The organism is Pseudoduganella sp. R-43 (assembly GCF_049913255.1).
Taxonomy (GTDB): Bacteria; Pseudomonadota; Gammaproteobacteria; order Burkholderiales; family Burkholderiaceae_D; genus Rugamonas.
The window spans coordinates 1,287,942-1,308,069 of the sequence record NZ_CP183988.1; the positions used below are offsets into that span (position 1 = coordinate 1,287,942).

The following is a 20,128-nucleotide window of genomic DNA, read 5'->3' on the forward strand; positions in this document are numbered from 1 at the left end:
ATCTTAAAGCCATGAAGAAGTTCAAGTTCACTCTTATCGCGCTGGCGCTGGCCGCCAGCGCCGCCTCGTCCGCGCAGGCGCCTGCGCCGATGAATCCCAAAGCTGACGGCATCCCCGTCACCAAGCTTTCGCGCCTGCGCGTCTTCGCTGATGAGCAGGAAATGGACCAGCAGTCCAAGCTGCAGTACTCCCAACTGCTGAATGAAGCCAAGCAGAAGGAAGCGCTGGTACCGGAATCCGACCCGCAGGTGAAGCGCCTGCGCGCTATTGCCGCGCGCATCGTGCCCAATGCACAGCGCTGGAATCCGTCCGCCGCCAACTGGCAATGGGAAGTCAACCTGCTCAACTCCGACCAGGTCAACGCTTTCTGCATGCCGGGTGGCCGCATCGCCTACTTTACCGGCATCCTCACTAAACTGAACCTGACCGATGACGAAGTGGCGATGGTGATGGGCCATGAAATTGCCCACGCGCTGCGCGAGCACGCCCGCAAGCGTGCCGTGCAATCGACCGCCGTGTCGCTGGCCAGCAAGCTGGGTGGTGCGGTGCTGTCGTCCTACCTCGGCATCGACCCGCGCATCACCGACGCCGGCGCCAATGTGGCCGGCCAGCTGACCGTGATGAAGTTCTCGCGCGGGGATGAAACGGAGTCCGACCTGGTAGGCATCGACCTGGCCGCCCGCGCCGGTTTCGACCCGCGCGCAGGCATCGCGCTGTGGCAGAAAATGGGCGCCGTCAATGCGCAGCAGCCGATGGAATTCCTGTCTACCCACCCAAGCGGCAATTCGCGCATCCAGGACATGCAGAAGCAGATGCCCCTCGTGTTGCCGGTGTATGCCCGCGTGCGCGGCCTGGACGTGAACAAGCTGCCGCCTTACCAGACTTCCCCGCTGCCGAAGTCCTGAGATGTCCCGCCCGAAGCAAGCCTCGGGCGCGCCGCCATTGCCGATGCGCGATGGCGTCACGCCCAGCTACCTGTGGCTGCCGGAGGGGGACTGGCCGGACATGATCACCTTCATGTCCGCCAACTATCCCGCCGTGACCGATGCCCAGTGGCGTGAGCGCATGGCGCGCGGCGACGTGGTGGATGGCAAGGGCGTGCCTGTGCAGCCGTCATCGCGCTATGTGCGCGGAGCGCGTATCTGGTACTACCGCGAGCTGGATTACGAATTCCCGATTCCGTTTGAAGAGGAAGTGCTGCACCAGGACGAGCATATCGTGGTGGTCGACAAGCCGCACTTCCTGCCGACGATCCCGTCCGGCCGCTTCGTGAAAGAGACTTTGCTGGTGCGCGTGCGCCGCAAGCTGGGCATCGAAGACCTGGTGCCGATCCATCGGCTCGACCGCGAAACGGCGGGGCTGGTGATCTTCTCCTGCAATGCGCGCAGCCGCGGCGATTACCAGTCGCTGTTCCAGAAGCGGCTGGTGCAAAAGGAATATGAAGCGCTGGCAGGGCCGTTGGCGGGCCGCGAATTCCCTTTCGTTTACCGCAGCCGCATGGTGGAGGGCGACAAGTTCTTCACCATGAAGGAAGAAGCGGGCGAGCCGAATTCGGAAACCATGATCGACGTAATCGAACAGCGCGGCGAGCATGTGCTGTACCGCCTCTGGCCGCACACCGGCCGCCAGCACCAATTGCGTGTGCACCTGTCTTCGCTGGGGATCCCGATCGTGAACGACGTCTTCTATCCCGTCGCACTGCCGTGCAAGCAGGACGACGTGTCTTCGCCACTGAAGCTGCTGGCCAAGGCGATCGGTTTCCCCGATCCCCTGACAGGCGAGTGGCGTTACTTCGAGAGCAAACGCACTCTTTGAGCAAGCTCCTTGCCTTCCTGCGACAGGAAGGGCGCCAGCTTCGCGTAGCTGATCTCAATGGTCTCGTTACAGTCGCGATGGAAATGCGGGTAATCGAGGTCGAAACTCAGGCCTGTTGCGCTTGGGCGCGATGGAATGATGGACGGCTCCAGCCTGTCGCAGACGCTGGCTTTCTTCATGATCAGCTTGCGCAGAGGTTCTTCAATCTCGCCGCTTTCGGCCAGCCAACTTGAAGGTTCGACCGTCTCGCCAGTGGCCAGGTCGAAGATCAGCGTGGAGTGGGACGAAGTGGTATGCGGGCCGCCGCAATAGACGTCGGGCGCATCGACGTTCACGAGCAGGTAGTTGGCCAGCACTTTGCCGGCAGTCAGGTTGTCCTGCCAGCCGCCGCCACCATTGCGTTCGCAGAAATTGGCCTGGGTGATGCGCTCTTCCTCCCAGCGTGCGACGTAGTCGTTAATCTTGCGCAGCGCTCACTGCTGCCGACCAGATTAAAGCTCTCGCCAAGCGGGGAGTGGGAGATGCGCAGCGCCAATTTGCCGATTTTCCCATTGCTGTAGCGCGGCTTGTTGGCAGCAGCGATCGGTGCGTAGAAATCCGGACTGCAATCGCCGCCTGCCAGTGCGGAAAGGCGCGACAACTGTATCGGCATGCCTTTGTCATTGCCTGCGCCTATCCATTCGCCGGTCAATTGCGTGGCCGTGACGCTGGTAATTTTCCATTTGCCAGTGGCCTTGCCCTGTACCTCTTCATTCCAGGAATCGGCCTCTCCTTCCGCCTTTTCAAGCGGAATGCCGTGCAGGTGCTTCAGGTAGAAGTAATGCGAATCAGAATCGGTAAAGCAGGCGTTGATTCCACTGTTGCCGATTTTCCCGGTCCAGGCGCCATGGATCGGCAGGGCATCGCCTGCGTGGGCCGCACTGGCCGCCAGCAGTGCGAGGGCTGCAAATTGTTTCATTCAGTCCTTAGCCGAACATGTAGCGAACCAGCAGGCCGATAGGGAACCACATGCCGAACTGGATTGCGAGGGCGATGAACAAGGCCTGGTTCGATGGGCGCAGGCCGCCTGCGGCACCTTCCGAAATCGTGCGCGTCATCGCTGCATGGGCGACTTCGCGCAGCGTCATGCCGGTGGTGGCCACTTCGGTAATGGTTTCGGCCAGGGGGATGCGCGAAGTCAGGCTGGCCAGCAGCCATGGCAGCGGTTTGGGCAGGCCGGATTGCAGGTTCAGGAAGCCGCGCCAGCCGCTCAGGAATTTTTCAGAGAGTGGGCGGCCCGGTTCGTAATTTACGCTGCGCAGGAAGCTCTCCAGGATTCCTGCACCCAAGCGGGCGATCAGGCCCGACTGGCTTTCCACGACGCGCGCCAGGATGCCCTGCAAGCCAAGCTTATACGCCATCATGCCGGTCATGCCGACCGCGATCATGAAGGGCGCTGCGACGAATGCAGCGTAGATCATTGCCGAGCCATGGCTGCTACCGAGTTCGCTGCGGAACAACAGCGTGACCCCCAGTGCGTTGACGATCACCGCAGCAAGCACGGCCAGCACGGTGCGCACGATGCCGGCACCGGCGCCACGGGTGACATCGCCCGCCAGCTGCTTGGCGAGGGCGATCTTGTCGATACTGCTGTTTTCTTCGTTTGACGGTGTCAGGACTTGATTCATGGCCAGCGCAATAGTTGTTTAAAGTTTGGCATTTTAAACAACTAGGGCGGGAATCGGCGCTTTTATTGGATTCAGTGCGCCGGTGCGGATTTTGGACTGTAGCTCGAGCCGGGAGGAGCCCAGAACAGCGGGCCTTTCGGGGAGATTTGCAGGTTGTCGCTCAGACCCTGCTTTTTCAGCTCCCGGCGCAAGCCTTCCACGCCGTCATCGCTCTCGATGATGAAGGCTTCGTCGATCACGTCGCCGTAGTGGCGGTTGGTGGTTTCGATCGCCAGTTCGACCAGGTCGCCGTCGGCTTCAATGCTCCACAGGTGCACGTCTTCGTCTTCGGCGAAAGTCTTGAAGCGCCAGGTGCCTTTGTCCGTCTGCACGAACTGGATCGTGTCGAATTGCTCGTCGGTGGCTTCGGTTTCTTCGTCGTTGATAAAGCTGCTCTTGATGGTCAGCAGGAACAGGACTAATACGCTTTTCATGGGGTCGCCGTTTTGTGCAGGTAATACGCCATTGTAAGGGAGAGGCTCGCGTACGCGCATTTACTAGCGCCTGCCGGACCTGTCAACCCCATATTCCTGCTAGTTATCGGCGAAGCGCCATCTCCATAAACTTCATTCCGTCGACACACACAACGTAGCGACAGCAGCAAACCAAACCACTATTAACTTTATGGAGAAATAAAATGACCCGTATCCTGAACCTGCAAGCCATGACCTCCTACCGCCCAATCGACGAAGACGGCGGCAGCACCTCCAGCGGCAACGGCTGCGCATGCTCGACCGCCAGCGCTGCCCTGTGCTTCATGGGCGACGAAGTGGTTGCCATCTAAGGCAAGCGTCGACCACCGGCAGGCAGTGGCGCGGACGTCGCGCCGCTGTCTGCGCCATACAGGAGAGAACCATGTCCCGCATCCTCAACCTCCAGGGCTTGTCGATCAAAACAGGTCTCGACGAAGACTCCAGCAGCACCAGCAGCAATCAGTGCTGCGCCTGCTCGACCCCGAGCGAATGCGCCTGCTTCATGGGCGAAGAATTCATCGCACTCTGAGCAATCCCGGCAAGGCGGCACGAGGCCGCCGATAGCATTTTCCTCTTCCCAATCATCTTCAGCTTGGTAGGCACAACATGTCAGAATTCGTAATCAAGGACAAATTCATTTATTCGCTGGCGGACAAGAGATACTATGAAACGCTGACACGCTACCAGGCGCAGCACGACGACTTCTGCCTTGGCCTGAAGCGCCGCCTGCCGCAGGACTGGGTCATGCAGCGTCACGAGCTGTGGATGCACTGCATGCCGCCGCAATACCAGTACCCCGACCAGGGCTGGAAAATCCACCTGTCGGCCACTCCCGCGCACGCACCGGCGATCCTGAATACTGCCGCCGCCATCCTGGTCCAGGCGAATGTGCCGTTCAAGTTCGTCGCCGACAAAATGCTGCTGAGCCTGTCGCTTGGCAAGCGCTGGTCGCGCGGCGCGGCAGGCAAGTTCATGGCCATCTATCCCAAGGACGCCGAGCAATGCGAGCGCCTGCTCGAAGCGCTGCACCAGGCTACCATCGGCTTCCACGGCCCCTACATCCTGTCCGATCGCCGCTACAAGGACAGCAAGGTGGTGTACTACCGCTACGGCGGCCTGCGCAGCACGCGCCGCATCGGCACCGACGGCAGCAAGACCCACGTCATCCTCGACCAGGACGGCAACTATGTGCGCGATGAGCGCACGCCATTCTTCAACCTGCCGGCAGGCGTGGTCGATCCGTTCCAGCAGGACCAGCACATGCAGGACGGCGGCGAAGAAGGTACGCTGAAGAAGGGCCGCTACAAGATCGACTCCGTGCTGGCCTACAGCAATTCCGGCGGCGTTTACCTGGCCACCGACCGCGTCGACGGGCAGCGCGTGGTGATCAAGGAAGCACGCCCCTTCACCAATGTCTCGACGCGCGGCCTGGACGCGGTGCAGTTGCTGAAAAAAGAGCACCGCATCCTGAGCTGCCTGAACGGGCTCGATATCGCGCCGCAGACGGTGGACTTCTTCTTCGACTGGGAGCACGCCTACCTGGTTGAAACCTATCTCGACGGCGCGCGCGACTTCCGCAGCTATATGGGCGCGGTGTCGCTCAGCCTGCGCACGCGGCCGGAGCCGGACGCCGGCCAGAAATTCTTCACGCGCTTTTGCGAAGTATTCCGCCAGCTGACGGCCATCGTGCAGGAACTGCATCGTCGCCACATCGTATTCGGCGACCTGTCGATGGCCAATGTGATGATCAGCGCACAGCCGGACAGCGACGCCATCAAGGTGCGCCTGATCGACTTCGAAGGGGCGCACGAAGCCCAGGTCGACCTGGCCGCCCACTTGTTCACGCCCGGCTTCTCGCCGGACGAATTCGGCTCGCGCGGCGTCACCTCGTCGGATGACGACCTGTACGCGCTGGGCGCACTGATGATGGCCGGCCTGTTCCCCATGAATATGCTGTTGACCCTGGACCGCAGCGCCCATAAGCGCTTCCTCGACGCCATGAGCGCCGACTTCGGCTTGCCCGCCCGCCTGCGCCAGGTGATCGAGGGCTTGATGTCGCCGCGCGACCAGCGGCCGGCGCTGGCGGAAGTGGCGCAGGCGCTGGTCGAGCCGTACAGCCTGCCGGCGCCGGTGATCCGCAGCGATGCCTTCAGCACGGCAGGCGCGCACGCCATGCTCGAGCAGATGATGCGCTATATCGATTCCACCGCCGACTTCGAGCGCTATGACCGCCTGTTCCCGGCCGATCCGGAAGTGTTTTCCTCCAACCCGCTCAGCCTGGCGCATGGCGCCTGCGGCATCGCCCTGGTGCAGCACCGCGTGCGCGGCAGGGTGGACAGCGCGGTCCTGGACTGGATCAAGCGCATCCCGCTCAAGCGCGACGCCTACTCGCCCGGCCTGTACAGCGGCCTGAGCGGCATTGCCTGGTTCTGGCTGGAACTGGGCGAGGAAGAGCGGGCGCGCGCCACCCTGGCGCTGGCTGAACAGCATCCTTACCTCAAGCAAAGTGCCGACGTCTACCATGGCGCCGCCGGCTGGGGCATGACGCAGCTGCATTTCTTCGAGCACTTCCGCGAGCCGCAGTACCTGGCGGCAGCGGTCAGCGCCGGCGAATACCTGTTGCAAAGCCGGGAGGCCATGGCGGAAGGACAGTGTGCCTGGCGCACCCCGCTTGGCCTGTCCGCCAGCTATGCGCACGGGGCGGCCGGCATCAGCGCCTTCCTGCTGTACCTGCACCTGGCCACCGGGCGCGCCGACTTCCTGCAGGCGGGCGAGGAAGGGCTAGCCTGGGTCATCGCCGGCGGCGTCGGCAATGAAGATGGCGGCCTGAGCTGGCTGGCGCGCGACACCACGCCCTCGCTGACGCCGTACTGGCGCTGGGGCAGTTCGGGCATTGCCCGCACCTTGCTGCGCTACTGGCACGTCACCGGCAAGGAAGAGTATGCCGCCATCATCGACCGCGCCATCATCGATGCCGACCGCAAGTATGCGATCTACCCGGGCTATTTCTTCGGCCTGGCCGGCATTGCCGAGCTGTTCCTCGACCTGACCCGCTTCGAACGCTGGCGCGAGCAGGCCGAGAGCAGCGTGGCGCGCCTGTTCTCGGGCGTCATGCTGTACGCCCTGGAAGAAGAGGCCGGCACGGCCTTCCCCGGCGAATCGCTGGGCCGCATCAGCTGCGATTTCGGCACCGGCAGCGCCGGCACCGCGCTGGTCCTGCACCGCCACCTGACGCGCTGCGGCCCATCGCTGACGGTGGACAGCCTGCTGCCCGGCTGGCCTGCAGAAGACCGTTAATCCCTCAACCGCAGGCCGCTGGTCGGCCTGCCAGTTTTTCGGAAGACAATCATGGATATCAAGACTGAGCAAGCGCCGGGCGTGATGGCGACCCTGAAACAGATGCTGCCCTTTGGCCGGCGCTTTGCCGGGCGCATTATGCTGAGCCTGCTACTCATCCTGCTGGCGGGCGCCATCCAGCTCACGCTGCCGCTTGGCATCCGGCACCTGTTCGACCAGCTGGTGACCACGCAAGACCGCTCTGGCCTGCACGTGCTGTCGATCTTGCTGGTCGGGGTGTTCGTGCTGCGTGCCGGCCTGGCGTTCTGGGGCCAGTACCTGTTGCAGCTGACGGGCGACAAGATCACCAACGACATCCGGGTTGCCCTGCTGCGGCATTACCAGCGGCTGCCGATCGCTTACCACCACCGCAACCGGATCGGCGAATTCATCTCGCGCCTGTACAGCGACGCCCCGGAAATCCGCAACGTGGTCACCAACCTGACCGTCAACGGCACCATCAACCTGGCCCAGCTGGTGGGCGCCAGCGTGGTGATGCTGTACATGAACTGGCGGCTCGGACTGGTGGTGCTGGCGCTGTGCCCGGCCACCACGGTGGTGGCCAACCTGTACGGCCCGTATTTCCGCCAGGTCTCGGCGCAGATCAAGGCATCGTTGTCGGGCGCAGTGGCGTATGCCCAGGAAACCGTGGCAGGCACGCATGTGGTGCGCATCTTCGGCGCCGACGGACGCGACGTGGCGCGCTTTGCCGACCAGATGGACGGCCACCTGGAGATGGCCGGCAAGGGGCGGCGCGCCGATGCCAGCTATATGGCGATCGTGACCCTGCTGACCGTGGTCTCGACCATCGTCCTGTTCTGGTATGGCGCCACCGAGGTGCTGGCCAGCCGCATGACGGTCGGTTCGCTGGTGGCCTTCTTCCTGTATTCCCAAGGCGTCAACCAGAGCATTACCGTGCTGGCGCAGCAGTATTCCACGATCAACCAGTCGCTGGGCGCCTCGGCCAGGGTGTTCGAACTGCTGGCCGAGCCGACCGAAACGGAAGACCCTTGGCAGGGCCAGCAGTTCACCGCGCGCCGCGCCACCATCGAGTTCAAGGACGTGAGTTTCCGCTACCACGATTCGGTGCCGGTGCTGGAGAAGGTGAGCTTCCGCGCCCTGCCGGGCCAGACGGTGGCGCTGCATGGCCGCAGCGGCATCGGCAAATCGTCGCTACTGGGCCTGCTGCCGCGCTTTTATGCGCCAACCTCCGGCACCATCTGCATCAACGGCATCGACATCACGCAATATTCGCTGGCGTCGCTGCGCTCGGCCATTTCGATGGTGTCGCAGGACGTGTTCCTGTTCTCCAGTTCGGTACGCGAAAACATCCGCTATGGCCGGCCGGATGCCACCGACGCCGAGGTGGAGCAGGCGGCGCGCGACGCCAACGCACACGACTTCATCCGCGGCCTGAAGGATGGCTATGACACGGCAGTCGGCGAGCGCGGCGTGCAGCTCAGCGGCGGCCAGCGGCAGCGCATTGCCATCGCCCGTGCGCTGCTGCGCGATGCGCCGATCCTGATCCTGGACGAGGCCACCTCCGCCGTCGATGGCGAGACCGATGCCCTGATCCATGCGGCACTGGAGCGCCTGACAGCCAACCGCACCACCCTGGTGGTGGCGCACCGCATGAGCACCATCGAACGCGCCGACGCCGTGGTGCACTTGGAAGCCGCGGCCGGCATGCAGTTCAGCCGTGAAGCCGCCTGACCCTGAAAGGACGCCATGAAGCTGATCGCCATCCTCACCCTTGCTGCCGGCCTGCAGGCGCCGGCCGGCGCCGCGCCGGGCGTGCAGCCGGGCGCCTCGATCGAGGGCATTACCGAATACCGCCTGGAGAATGGCTTGCGGGTGCTGCTGGCGCCGGATCCGTCGCGGCCGACCGTGACCACCAATATCGTCTACCAGGTAGGTTCGCGCCATGAAAACTACGGCGAAACCGGCATGGCCCATCTGCTGGAACACTTGCTGTTCCGGCCTTCGCAGAAGTTCAGCGGCAAGGACGGCGTGCCGACGCCGCTGCAACTGCTGAACGGCATGGGCGCCCGCTTCAATGGCAGCACCTGGTACGACCGCACCAGCTACCACGCCACGTTTCCCGCCGGCGGCAGCAACCTGGCGCGCATGCTGGACCTGGAAGCGGACCGCATGAGCGGTGCCGCCATCGCCCGCGACGACCTGTGGAACCCGCACACCGGCAAGGGGGAAATGACGGTGGTACGCAACGAATTCGAACTGGCCGAGAGCGACCCGTTGCGGGTTACCGGCGAACGGGTGCGGGCCGTGGCCTACGACTGGCATAACTATGGCAAGGCGGCAATCGGCGCCCGCTCCGATATCGAACAGGTCGACATCGAGCGCCTGCGCGCCTTCTACCAGCGCTACTACCAACCGGACAATGCGGTGCTGGTGGTGGCCGGGCAGTTCGAGGAAAAGGCCGCGTTGCAGCAGGTGCGGGCGGCGTTTGGCGCGATCCCGCGCCCGGCCCGCACCCTGCCTGCCACTTATACGGTGGAACCGGCCCAGGACGGCGAGCGCAGCGTGACAGTGCGGCGCAGCGGCGGCGTGCAGCTGGTCAGCGCCGGCTACCACATCGCGCCGGCCGGCCACAGCGACGGGGCTGCGCTGGAAGTCTTGCTGCGCATCCTGGCCGACGCGCCGGGAGGCCGCCTGCACCAGGCACTGGTGGCCGGAGGCCTGGCCACCAGGCTGCAGCTGGTGGACAGCGCGACGCGCGAGCCCGGCTTCCTGCAGCTCGGGGCGGTGGTGGCCAAGGATGCCGCCCTCGAGCCGGCCCAGGAGGCGCTGCTGCGTGTGCTGGAAGGCATGCGCGAGCGGCCCGTGACGGCAGCCGAGGTGGCGCGCGCGCGCCAGCAATTGCTGAAAGGTTTCGAGCAGACATCGGCCGACAGTGCGCGCCTGTCGCTGGCCTTGACCGATGCCTTGGCAGCCGGCGACTGGCGCCTGTTCTTCCTGCAGCGCGACCGCATCGCCAGGGTCGATGCCGCTGCGGTGCAGGCGGTGGCAGAGAAATACTTCAGGCCCAGCAACCGGACGCTGGGCCGCTTCATTCCCACCGAACAGCCGGAGCGGGTCCAAGTGCCTGCCAGTGCCGCGCTGGAAGCGGCGCTCGAGCACTACCACGGGCGCGCTGCCGTGCGCCAGGGGGAAGCGTTCGAGGCCAGCCCGGCTGCCATCGAAGCCCGGGTGGAGCGGCTGGCGCTGGCGAACGGCATGCAGGTGGCGCTGTTGGCCAAAGCCAGCAAGGGCGGCACGGTGCACCTCGCGCTGAAGCTGCGCCTGGGCAGCGAAGCCAGCCTGCATGGCAAGAGCGAGGTCGGACCGTTCGCGGCTGCCTTGCTGGCCATGGGCACCCAGTCGACTTCGCGCCAGCAGTTGCGCGACGCGCTGGATGCCTTGCAGGCGACCGTGAGCTTCCAGGGCGGCGCCGACAGCGCCAGCGTGTCCGTGCAGACCGTGCGCGAGCACCTGCCGGCCGTACTGGCGCTGGTGGCCGAGCAGTTGCAGCGCCCGGCCTACCCCGAGCAGGAATTCCTGCAGTACCAGCGCGAACGCGTGGCGCGTACCGAGCAGGCTGCAAGCGAACCGCAAGCCCTGGCGGCCAATGCCTTCCAGCGCCTGCTCAATCCCTTTCCGCCGGGCCACCCGCTGCACACGCCGGCCCTGCCGGACAGCGCGGCGGCGCAGAAGACCGTCACGCTGGAGCAGGTGCGCGCGTTCCACCGCCAGTTGTACGGCGCGCAGGATGCGACGCTGGCGGCGGTGGGCGATTTTGATGCGGCGCAGCTGAAGGAGCAGCTGGCGGCGCTGTTCGGCAACTGGCGCTCGGCCCAGCCTTATGCCAGGATGGCGCGCGCCTACCAGGCGGTGCCCGGTGCGCGGCGCCAGATCGACACGCCGGACAAGGCCAGCAGCGTAGTGATGGCGGCCTATCCCTTGGCCATGCGCGATGACGATGCGGCATTCCCGGCCATGCTGATAGCCAACTATATGCTGGGCGGCGGCGTCATGCGCAGCCGCCTGGCCGACCGCCTGCGCCACGCGGAGGGCCTGTCCTACACGGTCGGGTCGCAGCTGCTGGTGCCGGCGCGCGACGGCGCCGCGCTATGGCTGGCGACGGCCAGCAGTGCGCCGCAAAACAGCGGCAAGGTGGAAGTGGCCTTGCTGGAAGAACTGGGCCGCGCGGCGCGGCAGGGCTTCACGCAGGCCGAACTGGACGCCGCCAAGCTCGCCTGGGCCCAGGCCCGCCAGGTGGCGCGCAATGCGGATGCGGGCCTGGCCGGCATGCTGTCGGAATACCTGTCGCTGGGACGCACCATGGAATTCGACCGGGCGCTGGAAGCGCGCGTGGCCGGGCTGGCACTGGATGAAGTCAACCAGGCGGCGGCGCGGCTGCCGGCAGCGGACAGCCTGGCCGTGGTGAAGGCGGGCGACTTTCGTCCTTCAATGCTGGCGCAGCGCGCGCAGGGAAGCGGCAACGTCAACCCATAAGGCCACTGCCGTTTCGACCCCGACCTCGCGCGGCGGGGCGAAACGGCGCAGCACCAGGCCGGCCTGGCGCAGCATGCGCTCGACGGCCGTGGTGGTCACCGTCACATACTGTGCGATGCCCTGGCGCTCGCCAAAGGCGATGACCTCGCGGATCGACTGCAGCGTATGCGCGGAAAAGCCGAAGCCCGCCGCACCTTCTCCCTCCATCACGAAACGGCTGAGCTCCCAGACCTGTGGATCGTTCGGCGCCGCCTGGCCGCCCAGCAGCTCGGCAAACACATCCTTCAACATATACGGGCCATCGGTCGGCAGCAGGCGCCAGCAGCCGCACAGCAGGCCGCCTTCTTCGCGCAACAGCATGTAGTGGGGATCGATGGCGTCGAAGCCGTCGATCTCCATGCCCCCCAGCACGGAGACATCCCAGCCGCGGCGTTCGCGGAAGGCGCGGGCACGCATCTGGTGCATGGCGACCAGGGTCGATTTCGGGAAGGCACGGCGGGCGGCGATTTCGATTTGCAGCGGCATCTCTGGCTCCTTTGGTTGAAGTGACAGGACCATTTTTATGCGCGTCGCATACGGCGGGAACTAGCAGATCTGCTAGTTCCCTCGGTTCGTTGACAAAAAGCTACATTGGTGATTGAATGTTGGTATTGCTTAAATAATAATCTCTATTTTCAATTGGCAAGCTGGGTGCGGACGAAGGGGAGGCAAGGTGCTGGAACTGGACCAACTGCACACGTTGATGGAGGCGCAAAGCGATACGCAATGGGCGCAAGCCCTGGCTGAGCTTGCAGCCCAACTGGGTTTTGAATATTCCTTGTTCGGCGTGGTGCCCAACAAGGCGCAGCCGCTGGAATCGGCTTTTCTTGTGAGCAATTACCCAAGCGAATGGCGCGCCGCCTACGACAAGCTGCAGCTGCATGCGGTGGATCCGACGGTCAGCCATTGCCTTGGCAGCGGCTTGCCCATCATCTGGCAGCCGGCCAGTTTCCAGGGCGAGCGCCAGCAGCAGTTCTACGAGCAGGCGGCCAGTTATGGCTTGCGCTCGGGCGTGACCCTGCCGGTGCACGGGCGCTCCGGCGAATTCGGCATGCTGAGTTTCGTCAGCGACCAGCAGCAGCGCACGGCCGGCGCCGGCCAGCTCGACACGCTGGCCAGCTTGTCCCTGATCCGCGACTACGCCCAGGAATCGGCGCGCAAGTTCACGTCTGCCAAGGGGGCGCCGGCGCCGGCGGTCAAGCTGACGGCGCGCGAGCTCGAATGCCTGAAGTGGGTGGCGGCCGGCAAGTCATCGTGGGAAGTGTCACGCATCCTGGGCCGCTCGGAAGCCACCGTCAACTTCCACCTTGCGAACATCATGCGCAAGTTCGATGTCAGCACGCGCCAGCAGGCCATTGTCAAATCCATCGCGGCCGGCCTGGTCACGCCCGAATAAGGAGGCGCGGCGGCGCGCGGCTGCCAGGTCGATTTCGCTGATGTGCATGTCCAGGTAGAGCGACAGCAGGATCGCCAGCGGGGCCGGCACCCAACTGCCTTGTTCGATGCGGCTGCCTTGCGACTGGGTGACGCCGAACTGGGCCCAGAACTCGCCTTGGGTTTCGCGCCGGGATAAACGCAGCCAGCGCAATTGCTCACTGACGGCGCGCCTTGCCAGCCGCGCGGGAATTCGGCTCATAGGGGTGATGTTCCTGAAGGGATCGGGGTTCAAGCTTAGCACCGGCGGCCGCGCCGTCGAGCTAGCAGATCTGCTAGTTCCCGCCGTATGCATGGTGCATAAAAATGAAGGCTCTTCGATCCCACCACAAGGAGCCATCATGCAGCTGAACATCGAAATCGCGGAACGCAACGCCTTCCTGCAGTCGGACCTGTTTGCCATGCACCGCCTGCGCGCCAAGGTATTCAGCGAGCGCATGGGCTGGAAGGTGCCGGTCCTGAGCGGCATGGAAATCGACGGCTACGATGCGATGGACCCTTACTACATGATGATGCGCGAGGAGGGCGGCATGCTGCGCGGCTGCTGGCGCCTGCTGCCGACCACAGGTCCGTATATGCTGAAGGACACCTTCCCGGAGTTCCTGCATGGCCAGCCGGCGCCGGAAGACCCGCAGGTCTGGGAGCTGAGCCGCTTCGCGGTCGAGGCCGACGGCGTATCGAGCTTCGGATTTTCCGCCATGACCATGCAGTCGATCGCCGAGATCATCCGCTACGGCCACCGGCACGGCGTGTCCCAGTATGTCACCGTGACGGCTACGGCGATCGAGCGCATGCTGCGCCGCGCCGGCCTGGTCACCCGCCGCCTTGGCGCTCCCCTCACCATGGGGCGCGAGAGCGCGGTCGCCATCTACGTCGACATCGAAGCGTCGATGGAATCGCTTGGCCTGGCGCGCACCACCTTGCTGAACTAGCAGATCTGCCAGTGGCGCCGGCAGCGGCGCCGCCCCTACACTGTGGCGACCAATTCCAAGTACCGCTCCATGACGAATTTCGACAAGAAGCCCATTGCCGCGGCAGTGGGCATGGCCATGCTGTGCCAGCTGGGCACAGCCGCTGCGCAGGAGGTGCCGCTCGGCGCCGATCCCAATTCGCGTTCGGCGTTTGACACCAAGATGTACCGGGTGGAAGTCAAGACCCGCCCGCAAAGCGACCTTGACCTGCGCCGCAACGCTACGGTGGCCAGGCAGACTTTTGGCCGCGAGGAGATCGACAAGTTCGGCGACAACAGCCTGAATGAGGTGGTGCGCCGCCTGCCCGGCGTGGATATCCAGAACGGCCAGCCGCGCCTGCGCGGCCTGGGCGCCGGCTATACCCAGATCCTGCTCAATGGCGAGCCGGCGCCCAACGGCTTCTCGCTGGAGCAGCTCAACCCGGCGCAGGTGGAGCGCATCGACATCCAGAAGGCCGCCACCGCCGACCAGAGTGCGCAGTCCATGGCCGGCAGCATCAATATCGTGCTGCGCAGCGTGCCGAAAAAAGTCCAGCAAAGCGTGCGCATCGGCATGGCCTACGGTGTCGAGCATCCCACGCCCAATGCCAGCGCCCTGTATAGCGCGCGGGCCGGCGACCTGTCCTATTCGCTGCCGCTGTCGGCCTACGAATACCATGGCCGGGCCGACATGCGGGCCAGCCGGCTGGTGCCGCAAGCCGGCGCCGACACCGGCTTCGCGCGCCAGCTGGCCGCCCAAGATATGTGGGGCCACAGCGTCAACACCTCGCCGCAGCTGAACTGGCGCATCGACGAAGAGCAGGGCCTGAACCTGCAAGCCTTGCTGCAGCGCTCCGACTGGCACAGCAAGGTGCAGTTCGATAACCTGGCGGCCAGTTCGCCGGCGCTGTTCGAGGACCCCAGCCGGAATTCGGGCAGTTCCCGCAACCATCGCCTCAGCGGCCAGTGGCAGCGGCGTTTTGCTGCCGACCGCAAGCTGGAGCTGAAATTTACCGGTGGCGAGGCTGCCAATGATTTCGACAACCAGACTTTCCGCGCGGGCCAGCCCTACCGCCGCAGCGTGGGCGACAGCCGCGACCGCAGTTTCACCCAGTCGGGCAAGGTCGGCCAGCTGGTGGGGGAGCAGCACCGGCTGTCGGCCGGCTGGGAACTGGAGACCAGGCGCCGCGACGATGAGCGCCGCATCACCGTGCTCGGGGCCGACCAGTTGCCGGGGATCGACGGCTTGCCGCTGTCAGCCCGCATCAGGCGGCAAGCCTGGTACCTGCAGGACGAGTGGGAACTGTCCGAACAGTGGCTGCTGTACGGCGGCATACGGCGCGAAGCGATCACCACCCGCAGCGACACGCTGGAGCGTCCGGTACGCAACCACAGTGCGGTGCTGTCGCCTTTATTGCACATCAATTTCAAGCCCGATGCCAAGGGACGCGACGTGCTGCGCGCCAGCCTGACGCGCAGCTACAAGGCGCCGGACCTGTATGCCATGCTGGCGCGGCCCACCCTGAGCAGCATCTACCCATTGCCGAGCCAGGGCAACGATTCGGTGGCTGCCGACCGGGTCGGCAATCCCTTGCTGCGGCCAGAACTGGCAAGCGGCCTGGACCTGGCCTACGAACACTACTTCAACGGAGGAGGCTTGTTCAGCATTGGCGTGTTCCACCGCCGGGTGAAAGACCTGGTACGCAATGTCACCACGCTGGAAGATCCCGACTGGGCCAGCGTGCCGCGCTGGGTCAGCCGGCCCGTGAACCTGTCGCGCGCCAGCAGCAGCGGCGTCGAGCTGGAGTTGAAAGGCCCGGCGGCGCAATTGCTGCCCGGATGGATCGATCCGAAGACGCGCCTCGAGCTCAGGGGCAGCCTGAACTTTTACAAGAGCAAGGTGAATGCGGTGCCTTTGCCCAACAGCCGGCTGGATGGCCAGCAGCCCTGGTCCGGCACTTTCGGCTTCGATTACCGGGCGCGCAGCCTGCCGCTGGCAGTGGGCGCCAACCTGTCTTATACGCCCGGCTATGTCACGCAGCAGACCATGTCGCAGGCGCTGGCGTTGACCCACAGCCGGGCCATCGACCTGTATGCGCAGTGGACGCTGAACCCGCAGGCCAGCCTGCGCCTGGGCGCCACCAACGCTGCCTCGCAGTGGTCGGGGCGCACCACTACTTCGGAGGATGGGGCGATGCTCGAGGTGGCGAAGAAAACGCGTCCAAGCTACACCTTTGCGCTGGAAATCAAACTGTAGCCGGCCGCTGTTCAGCACCCGCAGGCGGGTTCGCGGCCGCTGGTGTGCGCGGCCTTGCGCAGCAAGCTGCCCTCTCCTGTGCCGGAGGAGAGGTAAAGACGTTCGTCGTAGCCGCAATTGTCGTCGGGGATGGCCAGCAGCAGGTCGCCCTTGCCGTCGCCATCCAGGTCGCCGGCCCAGTAGACGACGGGCGTGGTGTCGCCTTCGTAATGGCCAAGCGCGTCAACGGCGAACAGGAACTGTTTGGCGGAGTCGCCGGTAAGGTGGTAGCGCTTGCGTCCTTCGGCCGTTTTCACCCAGGACAGCACCAGCGGCTGCGCTCCTCCGGGCAAGCTCCATTTACCCAGCTTGCGCAACTTTTCGTACTGGGGGCTGCCGAAATACTGCTCGTCGTTCATCGCGTGCCAGGTGACGACCTTGCCGGGCTTGAGCGGCAGGTTGGCGAATACCGCGCGCGGCTTGCCGTCGATGGCGACGCTGTCCAGGCTTTCATCTTCGTCCAGGATATTCTTGGCTCTGCCTGTGCCGACATCAACGCCGACGGGGCGCAGTTCGCATTCCAGCTTCCGGCAGAACAGTCCCAGCCAGGCCGCATTGCGCGGAATGGAATTCGGCACGAATGACCGGGTGCTGTCGATGATGACAGCCGTATCGGCCGCGCCGGCAGTGCCGGCGCAAGTGAGCAGCAAAGCGGCTAGCGAGCGTCGCATCAGGCGTGGTACTCGATGATCAGAGGTGCATGGTCGGAGAACTTTTCGTCCTTGTAGACCGACACGGTATGCGCCTTGGATGCGATGCCAGGGGTGGCGACGTGGTAGTCGATGCGCCAGCCCACATTCTTGGCGTAGGCCTGGCCGCGGTTGGACCACCAGGTGTATTGCTCGGGGCGCTGGTCGAGGCCGCGGTGCACGTCGACGTAGCCGACTTCGTCGAACAGCCTGGTCATCCAGGCGCGTTCTTCGGGCAGGAAGCCGGAGTTCTTCAGGTTGCCCTTCCAGTTTTTCAGGTCGATCTCTTTGTGGGCGATGTTCCAGTCGCCGCAGATCACGAACTCGCGGCCTTCGGCGCGCAACTGCTGCAGGTGAGGCAGGAACAGGTCCATGAAGCGGAACTTGGCGAGCTGGCGCTCTTCCGACGAAGAGCCGGACGGGCAGTACACCGAAATAACGGTCAGGTTGCCAAAGTCGGCGCGCACGTAGCGGCCTTCGGCATCGAATTCGGGGCTGCCGAAGCCGATCATCACCCGGTCAGGCGCCACCTTGCTGTAGATGCCGGTGCCGGAATAGCCTTTCTTTTCCGCGTAGTGGAAGTGGCCGTGGTAGCCGTGCGGGTTGAGGAATTCCTCGGTCATGTCCGGCGCCTGCGCCTTCAATTCCTGCACGCAGATGATGTCGGCGTCGATCGTCCCCATCCAGTTGAAAAAGCCCTTCTTGGCGGCGGAGCGGATACCGTTCAGGTTTGCGGAAATGATTTTTGGCATAGGTGTTCCGGTTAAAATATCGGCACTTTGAACAGAGATGGGTGCACTATGAGCAATTTGAGGCAAGAGTTTATCGCGTTTTCCGTACAGGCGGGAGTGCTGAAATTCGGCGAGTTTACGACCAAAGCAGGGCGGCAATCGCCCTATTTCTTCAACGCCGGCCTGTTCCATGACGGCGCGACCTTGGCCCGCCTGGCCGACTTCTACGCCCAGACCCTGCTGGACTCCGGCGTTGAATTCGACATGCTGTTCGGCCCGGCCTACAAGGGCATCACCTTGGCCTCCGCGACCTCGATGGCGCTGGCAGGCAAAGGCCGCAACACCTCCTTCGCCTACAACCGCAAGGAAGCCAAGGACCACGGCGAAGGCGGCACCCTGGTGGGCGCCAAGCTGACTGGCAAGGTTGTCATCATTGACGATGTGATCTCGGCCGGCACTTCGGTGCGCGAATCCGTGGAGATGATCCGCAACGCTGGCGCCGAGCCTTGCGCCGTGCTGATCGCGCTCGACCGCATGGAGCGCGGCGGCAAGGATGGCCAGATGTCCGAGCTGTCGGCGGTGCAGGAAGTGAGCAAGAACTATGGCATCCCGGTGATCTCGATCGGCAACCTGTCCGACCTGTTTGCCTACCTGTCGGCCGATCCGTCGCTTGCACAGTACAAGGACGCGGTAGCCGCATACCGCAGCAAGTACGGCGTGGAATAAGCCGCGCTGGCGCCAGCCGGGCGTTGTGCTAGACTGTGATTGCTTCCTTACAACATTTAGATCGAGGAAAGTAATGAACATCGCAACGCTCAAGGTGTACGGCGACGAAAGCGCGGTCGCAGACGTGCGGGACGGGCTCCCCAGCGAGCCCGAAAGCGACTGGAAGAAGGGCGACACCAGCCCGACCGGCCGTACCCGCCTTGACCACGGCTTTTATGCCACGCTGGGCACCGACCCCGATCCGGACGGCCTGATGCGCAAGGTGCGCGCCTACCTGCACGAATGCCAGGCGCGCGGCATCACTTTCGATGTGGCGCCGATCCAGGCTGAATTGCGCGTTGCTTTCGCCCCCGCCGCGCCCAGCCAGGGCGCTTCCACCCTTGATTTCACGCTGGCCGACCTCTCGCTGTTGCTGGAGATGGGCATCGCGCTGAGCATTTCCTCGTGACCGCATGAACCGATTCGCCGAAGACCGCTTCGCCACATTCAAGGGGCGCAATGGCGCCGAACGCAAGATCCATATCTGGGAGCCCGAAAAGCCTGCGGCCGGCGTGCTGCTGGCCATCCACGGCGGACTTGCGCATGCGGGCGACTATGTGACGCCGGCGCTGTATTTCAAGCAGCACCGTTTTGCTACCGTGGCGTTCGACCTGTGCGGACATGAGAATGCGCGCCGGGTGGATATTCCGGACTTCGGGGTATTTATCGAGGAAGTGGAACTGTTCCTGCATTGGGTCAAGCAGCATTACCCGGGCGTGCCGGTGTTTATCATGGGGCATTCGATGGGAGCGCTGATTGCGACGCGCTTCGGGCTGGAGAGGCTTGAGCGTGATCCGCTGGTGAAGGGCTTTGTGCTGTCGTCGCCTTATTACGTGAATGCGATCAAGGTGCCGGCGGTGCTGGAGAAGCTGTCCGGCGTGCTGGCGGCGCTGGCGCCGACCATGAAGGTGCCGATGGCGTCGCTGACCGATGTGCTGACGCATGATCCGTCGATTACGGCGCGTCATCATCGCGACGAGGCGGACGATGTGCGGGCGCGCGAGTGCACGGTGCGGTTTGGCGTGGCGCTGCAGGGCGCGCAGAAAGGTCTGGCGGAGAAGATGCCGACCTGGCGCTGGCCTTTATACGCGGTCGTTGCTGGGGATGACAAACTGGCTGATCCGAAGGCTACCTTGGACCTGCTGGCGATGATTGATCCCAAGCTGCTGGAGTGCCATGTACAGCATGAGAACTATCACGAGAATTTCAATGAGGTGAATCGCGAGGAGATCTTTGCAGATATTCTTCGCTGGATGTGCGGGCACCTGCCAAAACCGGTAAACCAGGGTCAGACACAAGTGTCTGACCCTGTATGATCTCGCGGCCGCGGTGTTGGTTCTAGTCCTTTGACTTTTGTCGAAGATCAAAATCGCACAACCG

20 protein-coding genes and 1 pseudogene are annotated in these 20,128 nt (G+C 64.2%); 13 read left to right on the forward strand and 8 right to left on the reverse strand.

The window, feature by feature from the left end; all coding sequences use genetic code 11:
* The first annotated feature begins 11 nt into the window (after nt 1–11).
* Nucleotides 12–905, forward strand: a complete 894-nt coding sequence (locus ACN9M3_RS06000; protein WP_426321169.1) for a M48 family metallopeptidase — start codon at nt 12–14, stop codon at nt 903–905.
* A gap of 1 nt (nt 906) precedes the next feature.
* Nucleotides 907–1,815 carry a pseudouridine synthase gene (locus ACN9M3_RS06005; RefSeq protein ID WP_426321171.1) on the forward strand — a complete coding sequence of 303 codons (909 nt, stop codon included), beginning with the start codon at nt 907–909 and terminating at the stop codon, nt 1,813–1,815.
* Here ACN9M3_RS06005 and ACN9M3_RS06010 read toward each other — a convergent pair.
* From ACN9M3_RS06010 to ACN9M3_RS06025, 4 genes are all read right to left on the reverse strand, one after another.
* Complete coding sequence (locus ACN9M3_RS06010) at nt 1,788–2,171, reverse strand: hypothetical protein (protein ID WP_426321173.1); 384 nt, start codon at nt 2,169–2,171, stop codon at nt 1,788–1,790. The genes ACN9M3_RS06005 and ACN9M3_RS06010 overlap by 28 nt on opposite strands.
* Nucleotides 2,172–2,182: 11 nt before the next feature.
* Nucleotides 2,183–2,773, reverse strand: a complete 591-nt coding sequence (locus ACN9M3_RS06015) for a hypothetical protein (protein WP_426321175.1) — start codon at nt 2,771–2,773, stop codon at nt 2,183–2,185.
* Between the two features lie 7 nt (nt 2,774–2,780).
* Nucleotides 2,781–3,482: a hypothetical protein gene (locus ACN9M3_RS06020; protein WP_426321177.1), complete on the reverse strand. Its 702-nt coding sequence runs from the start codon at nt 3,480–3,482 to the stop codon at nt 2,781–2,783.
* Nucleotides 3,483–3,553: 71 nt separating this feature from the next.
* Nucleotides 3,554–3,955 (reverse strand): hypothetical protein, encoded by a 402-nt coding sequence (locus tag ACN9M3_RS06025; protein WP_426168611.1) that lies wholly within the window; start codon nt 3,953–3,955, stop codon nt 3,554–3,556.
* 203 nt (nt 3,956–4,158) lie between these two features.
* Between ACN9M3_RS06025 and ACN9M3_RS06030 the strand changes: the two genes are divergently transcribed.
* The 5 genes from ACN9M3_RS06030 (at nt 4,159) to ACN9M3_RS06050 (ending at nt 11,845) form a co-directional block, all read left to right on the forward strand.
* Nucleotides 4,159–4,305: a hypothetical protein gene (locus ACN9M3_RS06030; protein ID WP_426168613.1), complete on the forward strand. Its 147-nt coding sequence runs from the start codon at nt 4,159–4,161 to the stop codon at nt 4,303–4,305.
* 71 nt (nt 4,306–4,376) lie between these two features.
* A complete protein-coding gene (locus ACN9M3_RS06035; RefSeq protein WP_426168616.1) occupies nt 4,377–4,523 on the forward strand; it encodes a hypothetical protein in 147 nt (48 codons plus the stop codon).
* Nucleotides 4,524–4,600: 77 nt separating this feature from the next.
* Nucleotides 4,601–7,291 carry a class III lanthionine synthetase LanKC gene (gene lanKC / locus ACN9M3_RS06040; protein WP_426321180.1) on the forward strand — a complete coding sequence of 897 codons (2,691 nt, stop codon included), beginning with the start codon at nt 4,601–4,603 and terminating at the stop codon, nt 7,289–7,291.
* 51 nt (nt 7,292–7,342) lie between these two features.
* Nucleotides 7,343–9,043: an ABC transporter ATP-binding protein gene (locus ACN9M3_RS06045; RefSeq protein ID WP_426321182.1), complete on the forward strand. Its 1,701-nt coding sequence runs from the start codon at nt 7,343–7,345 to the stop codon at nt 9,041–9,043.
* Between the two features lie 15 nt (nt 9,044–9,058).
* Complete coding sequence (locus ACN9M3_RS06050) at nt 9,059–11,845, forward strand: M16 family metallopeptidase (RefSeq protein ID WP_426321184.1); 2,787 nt, start codon at nt 9,059–9,061, stop codon at nt 11,843–11,845.
* Here the strand turns inward: ACN9M3_RS06050 and ACN9M3_RS06055 are convergent.
* Nucleotides 11,798–12,370, reverse strand: a complete 573-nt coding sequence (locus ACN9M3_RS06055) for an acyl-homoserine-lactone synthase (RefSeq protein ID WP_426168628.1) — start codon at nt 12,368–12,370, stop codon at nt 11,798–11,800. The genes ACN9M3_RS06050 and ACN9M3_RS06055 overlap by 48 nt on opposite strands.
* Nucleotides 12,371–12,557: 187 nt before the next feature.
* Here ACN9M3_RS06055 and ACN9M3_RS06060 point away from each other — a divergent pair, with 187 nt between their 5' ends.
* A complete protein-coding gene (locus ACN9M3_RS06060; protein WP_426168631.1) occupies nt 12,558–13,280 on the forward strand; it encodes a helix-turn-helix transcriptional regulator in 723 nt (240 codons plus the stop codon).
* A gap of 66 nt (nt 13,281–13,346) precedes the next feature.
* Here ACN9M3_RS06060 and ACN9M3_RS06065 read toward each other — a convergent pair.
* A pseudogene (locus ACN9M3_RS06065) lies at nt 13,347–13,757 on the reverse strand (hypothetical protein); the annotation flags it as partial.
* Between ACN9M3_RS06065 and ACN9M3_RS06070 the strand changes: the two are divergent.
* Nucleotides 13,660–14,250 carry an acyl-homoserine-lactone synthase gene (locus tag ACN9M3_RS06070; RefSeq protein WP_426168634.1) on the forward strand — a complete coding sequence of 197 codons (591 nt, stop codon included), beginning with the start codon at nt 13,660–13,662 and terminating at the stop codon, nt 14,248–14,250. The pseudogene ACN9M3_RS06065 and the gene ACN9M3_RS06070 sit on opposite strands and share 98 nt — an antisense overlap.
* 69 nt (nt 14,251–14,319) lie before the next feature.
* Entirely contained in the window at nt 14,320–16,524 is a 2,205-nt protein-coding gene (locus ACN9M3_RS06075) for a TonB-dependent receptor plug domain-containing protein (RefSeq protein WP_426321187.1), read from the forward strand.
* Nucleotides 16,525–16,535: 11 nt separating this feature from the next.
* On the opposite strand, the gene ACN9M3_RS06080 is transcribed toward ACN9M3_RS06075, so the two are convergent.
* Both ACN9M3_RS06080 and ACN9M3_RS06085 read right to left on the reverse strand, forming a co-directional pair.
* On the reverse strand, nt 16,536–17,234 hold the full coding sequence (locus tag ACN9M3_RS06080) for a hypothetical protein (protein WP_426321188.1): 699 nt from the start codon (nt 17,232–17,234) through the stop codon (nt 16,536–16,538).
* Entirely contained in the window at nt 17,234–18,004 is a 771-nt protein-coding gene (locus tag ACN9M3_RS06085) for an exodeoxyribonuclease III (RefSeq protein WP_426168645.1), read from the reverse strand. Before ACN9M3_RS06085 ends, ACN9M3_RS06080 begins: the two co-directional genes overlap by 1 nt.
* A 48-nt stretch (nt 18,005–18,052) precedes the next feature.
* Here ACN9M3_RS06085 and pyrE point away from each other — a divergent pair, with 48 nt between their 5' ends.
* From pyrE to ACN9M3_RS06100, 3 genes are all read left to right on the forward strand, one after another.
* Nucleotides 18,053–18,709, forward strand: a complete 657-nt coding sequence (gene pyrE, locus ACN9M3_RS06090; RefSeq protein ID WP_426168647.1) for an orotate phosphoribosyltransferase — start codon at nt 18,053–18,055, stop codon at nt 18,707–18,709.
* Between the two features lie 73 nt (nt 18,710–18,782).
* Nucleotides 18,783–19,157, forward strand: a complete 375-nt coding sequence (locus ACN9M3_RS06095; RefSeq protein ID WP_426321191.1) for a hypothetical protein — start codon at nt 18,783–18,785, stop codon at nt 19,155–19,157.
* A gap of 4 nt (nt 19,158–19,161) precedes the next feature.
* A complete protein-coding gene (locus tag ACN9M3_RS06100; protein WP_426321193.1) occupies nt 19,162–20,064 on the forward strand; it encodes an alpha/beta fold hydrolase in 903 nt (300 codons plus the stop codon).
* Nucleotides 20,065–20,128 lie beyond the last annotated feature (64 nt).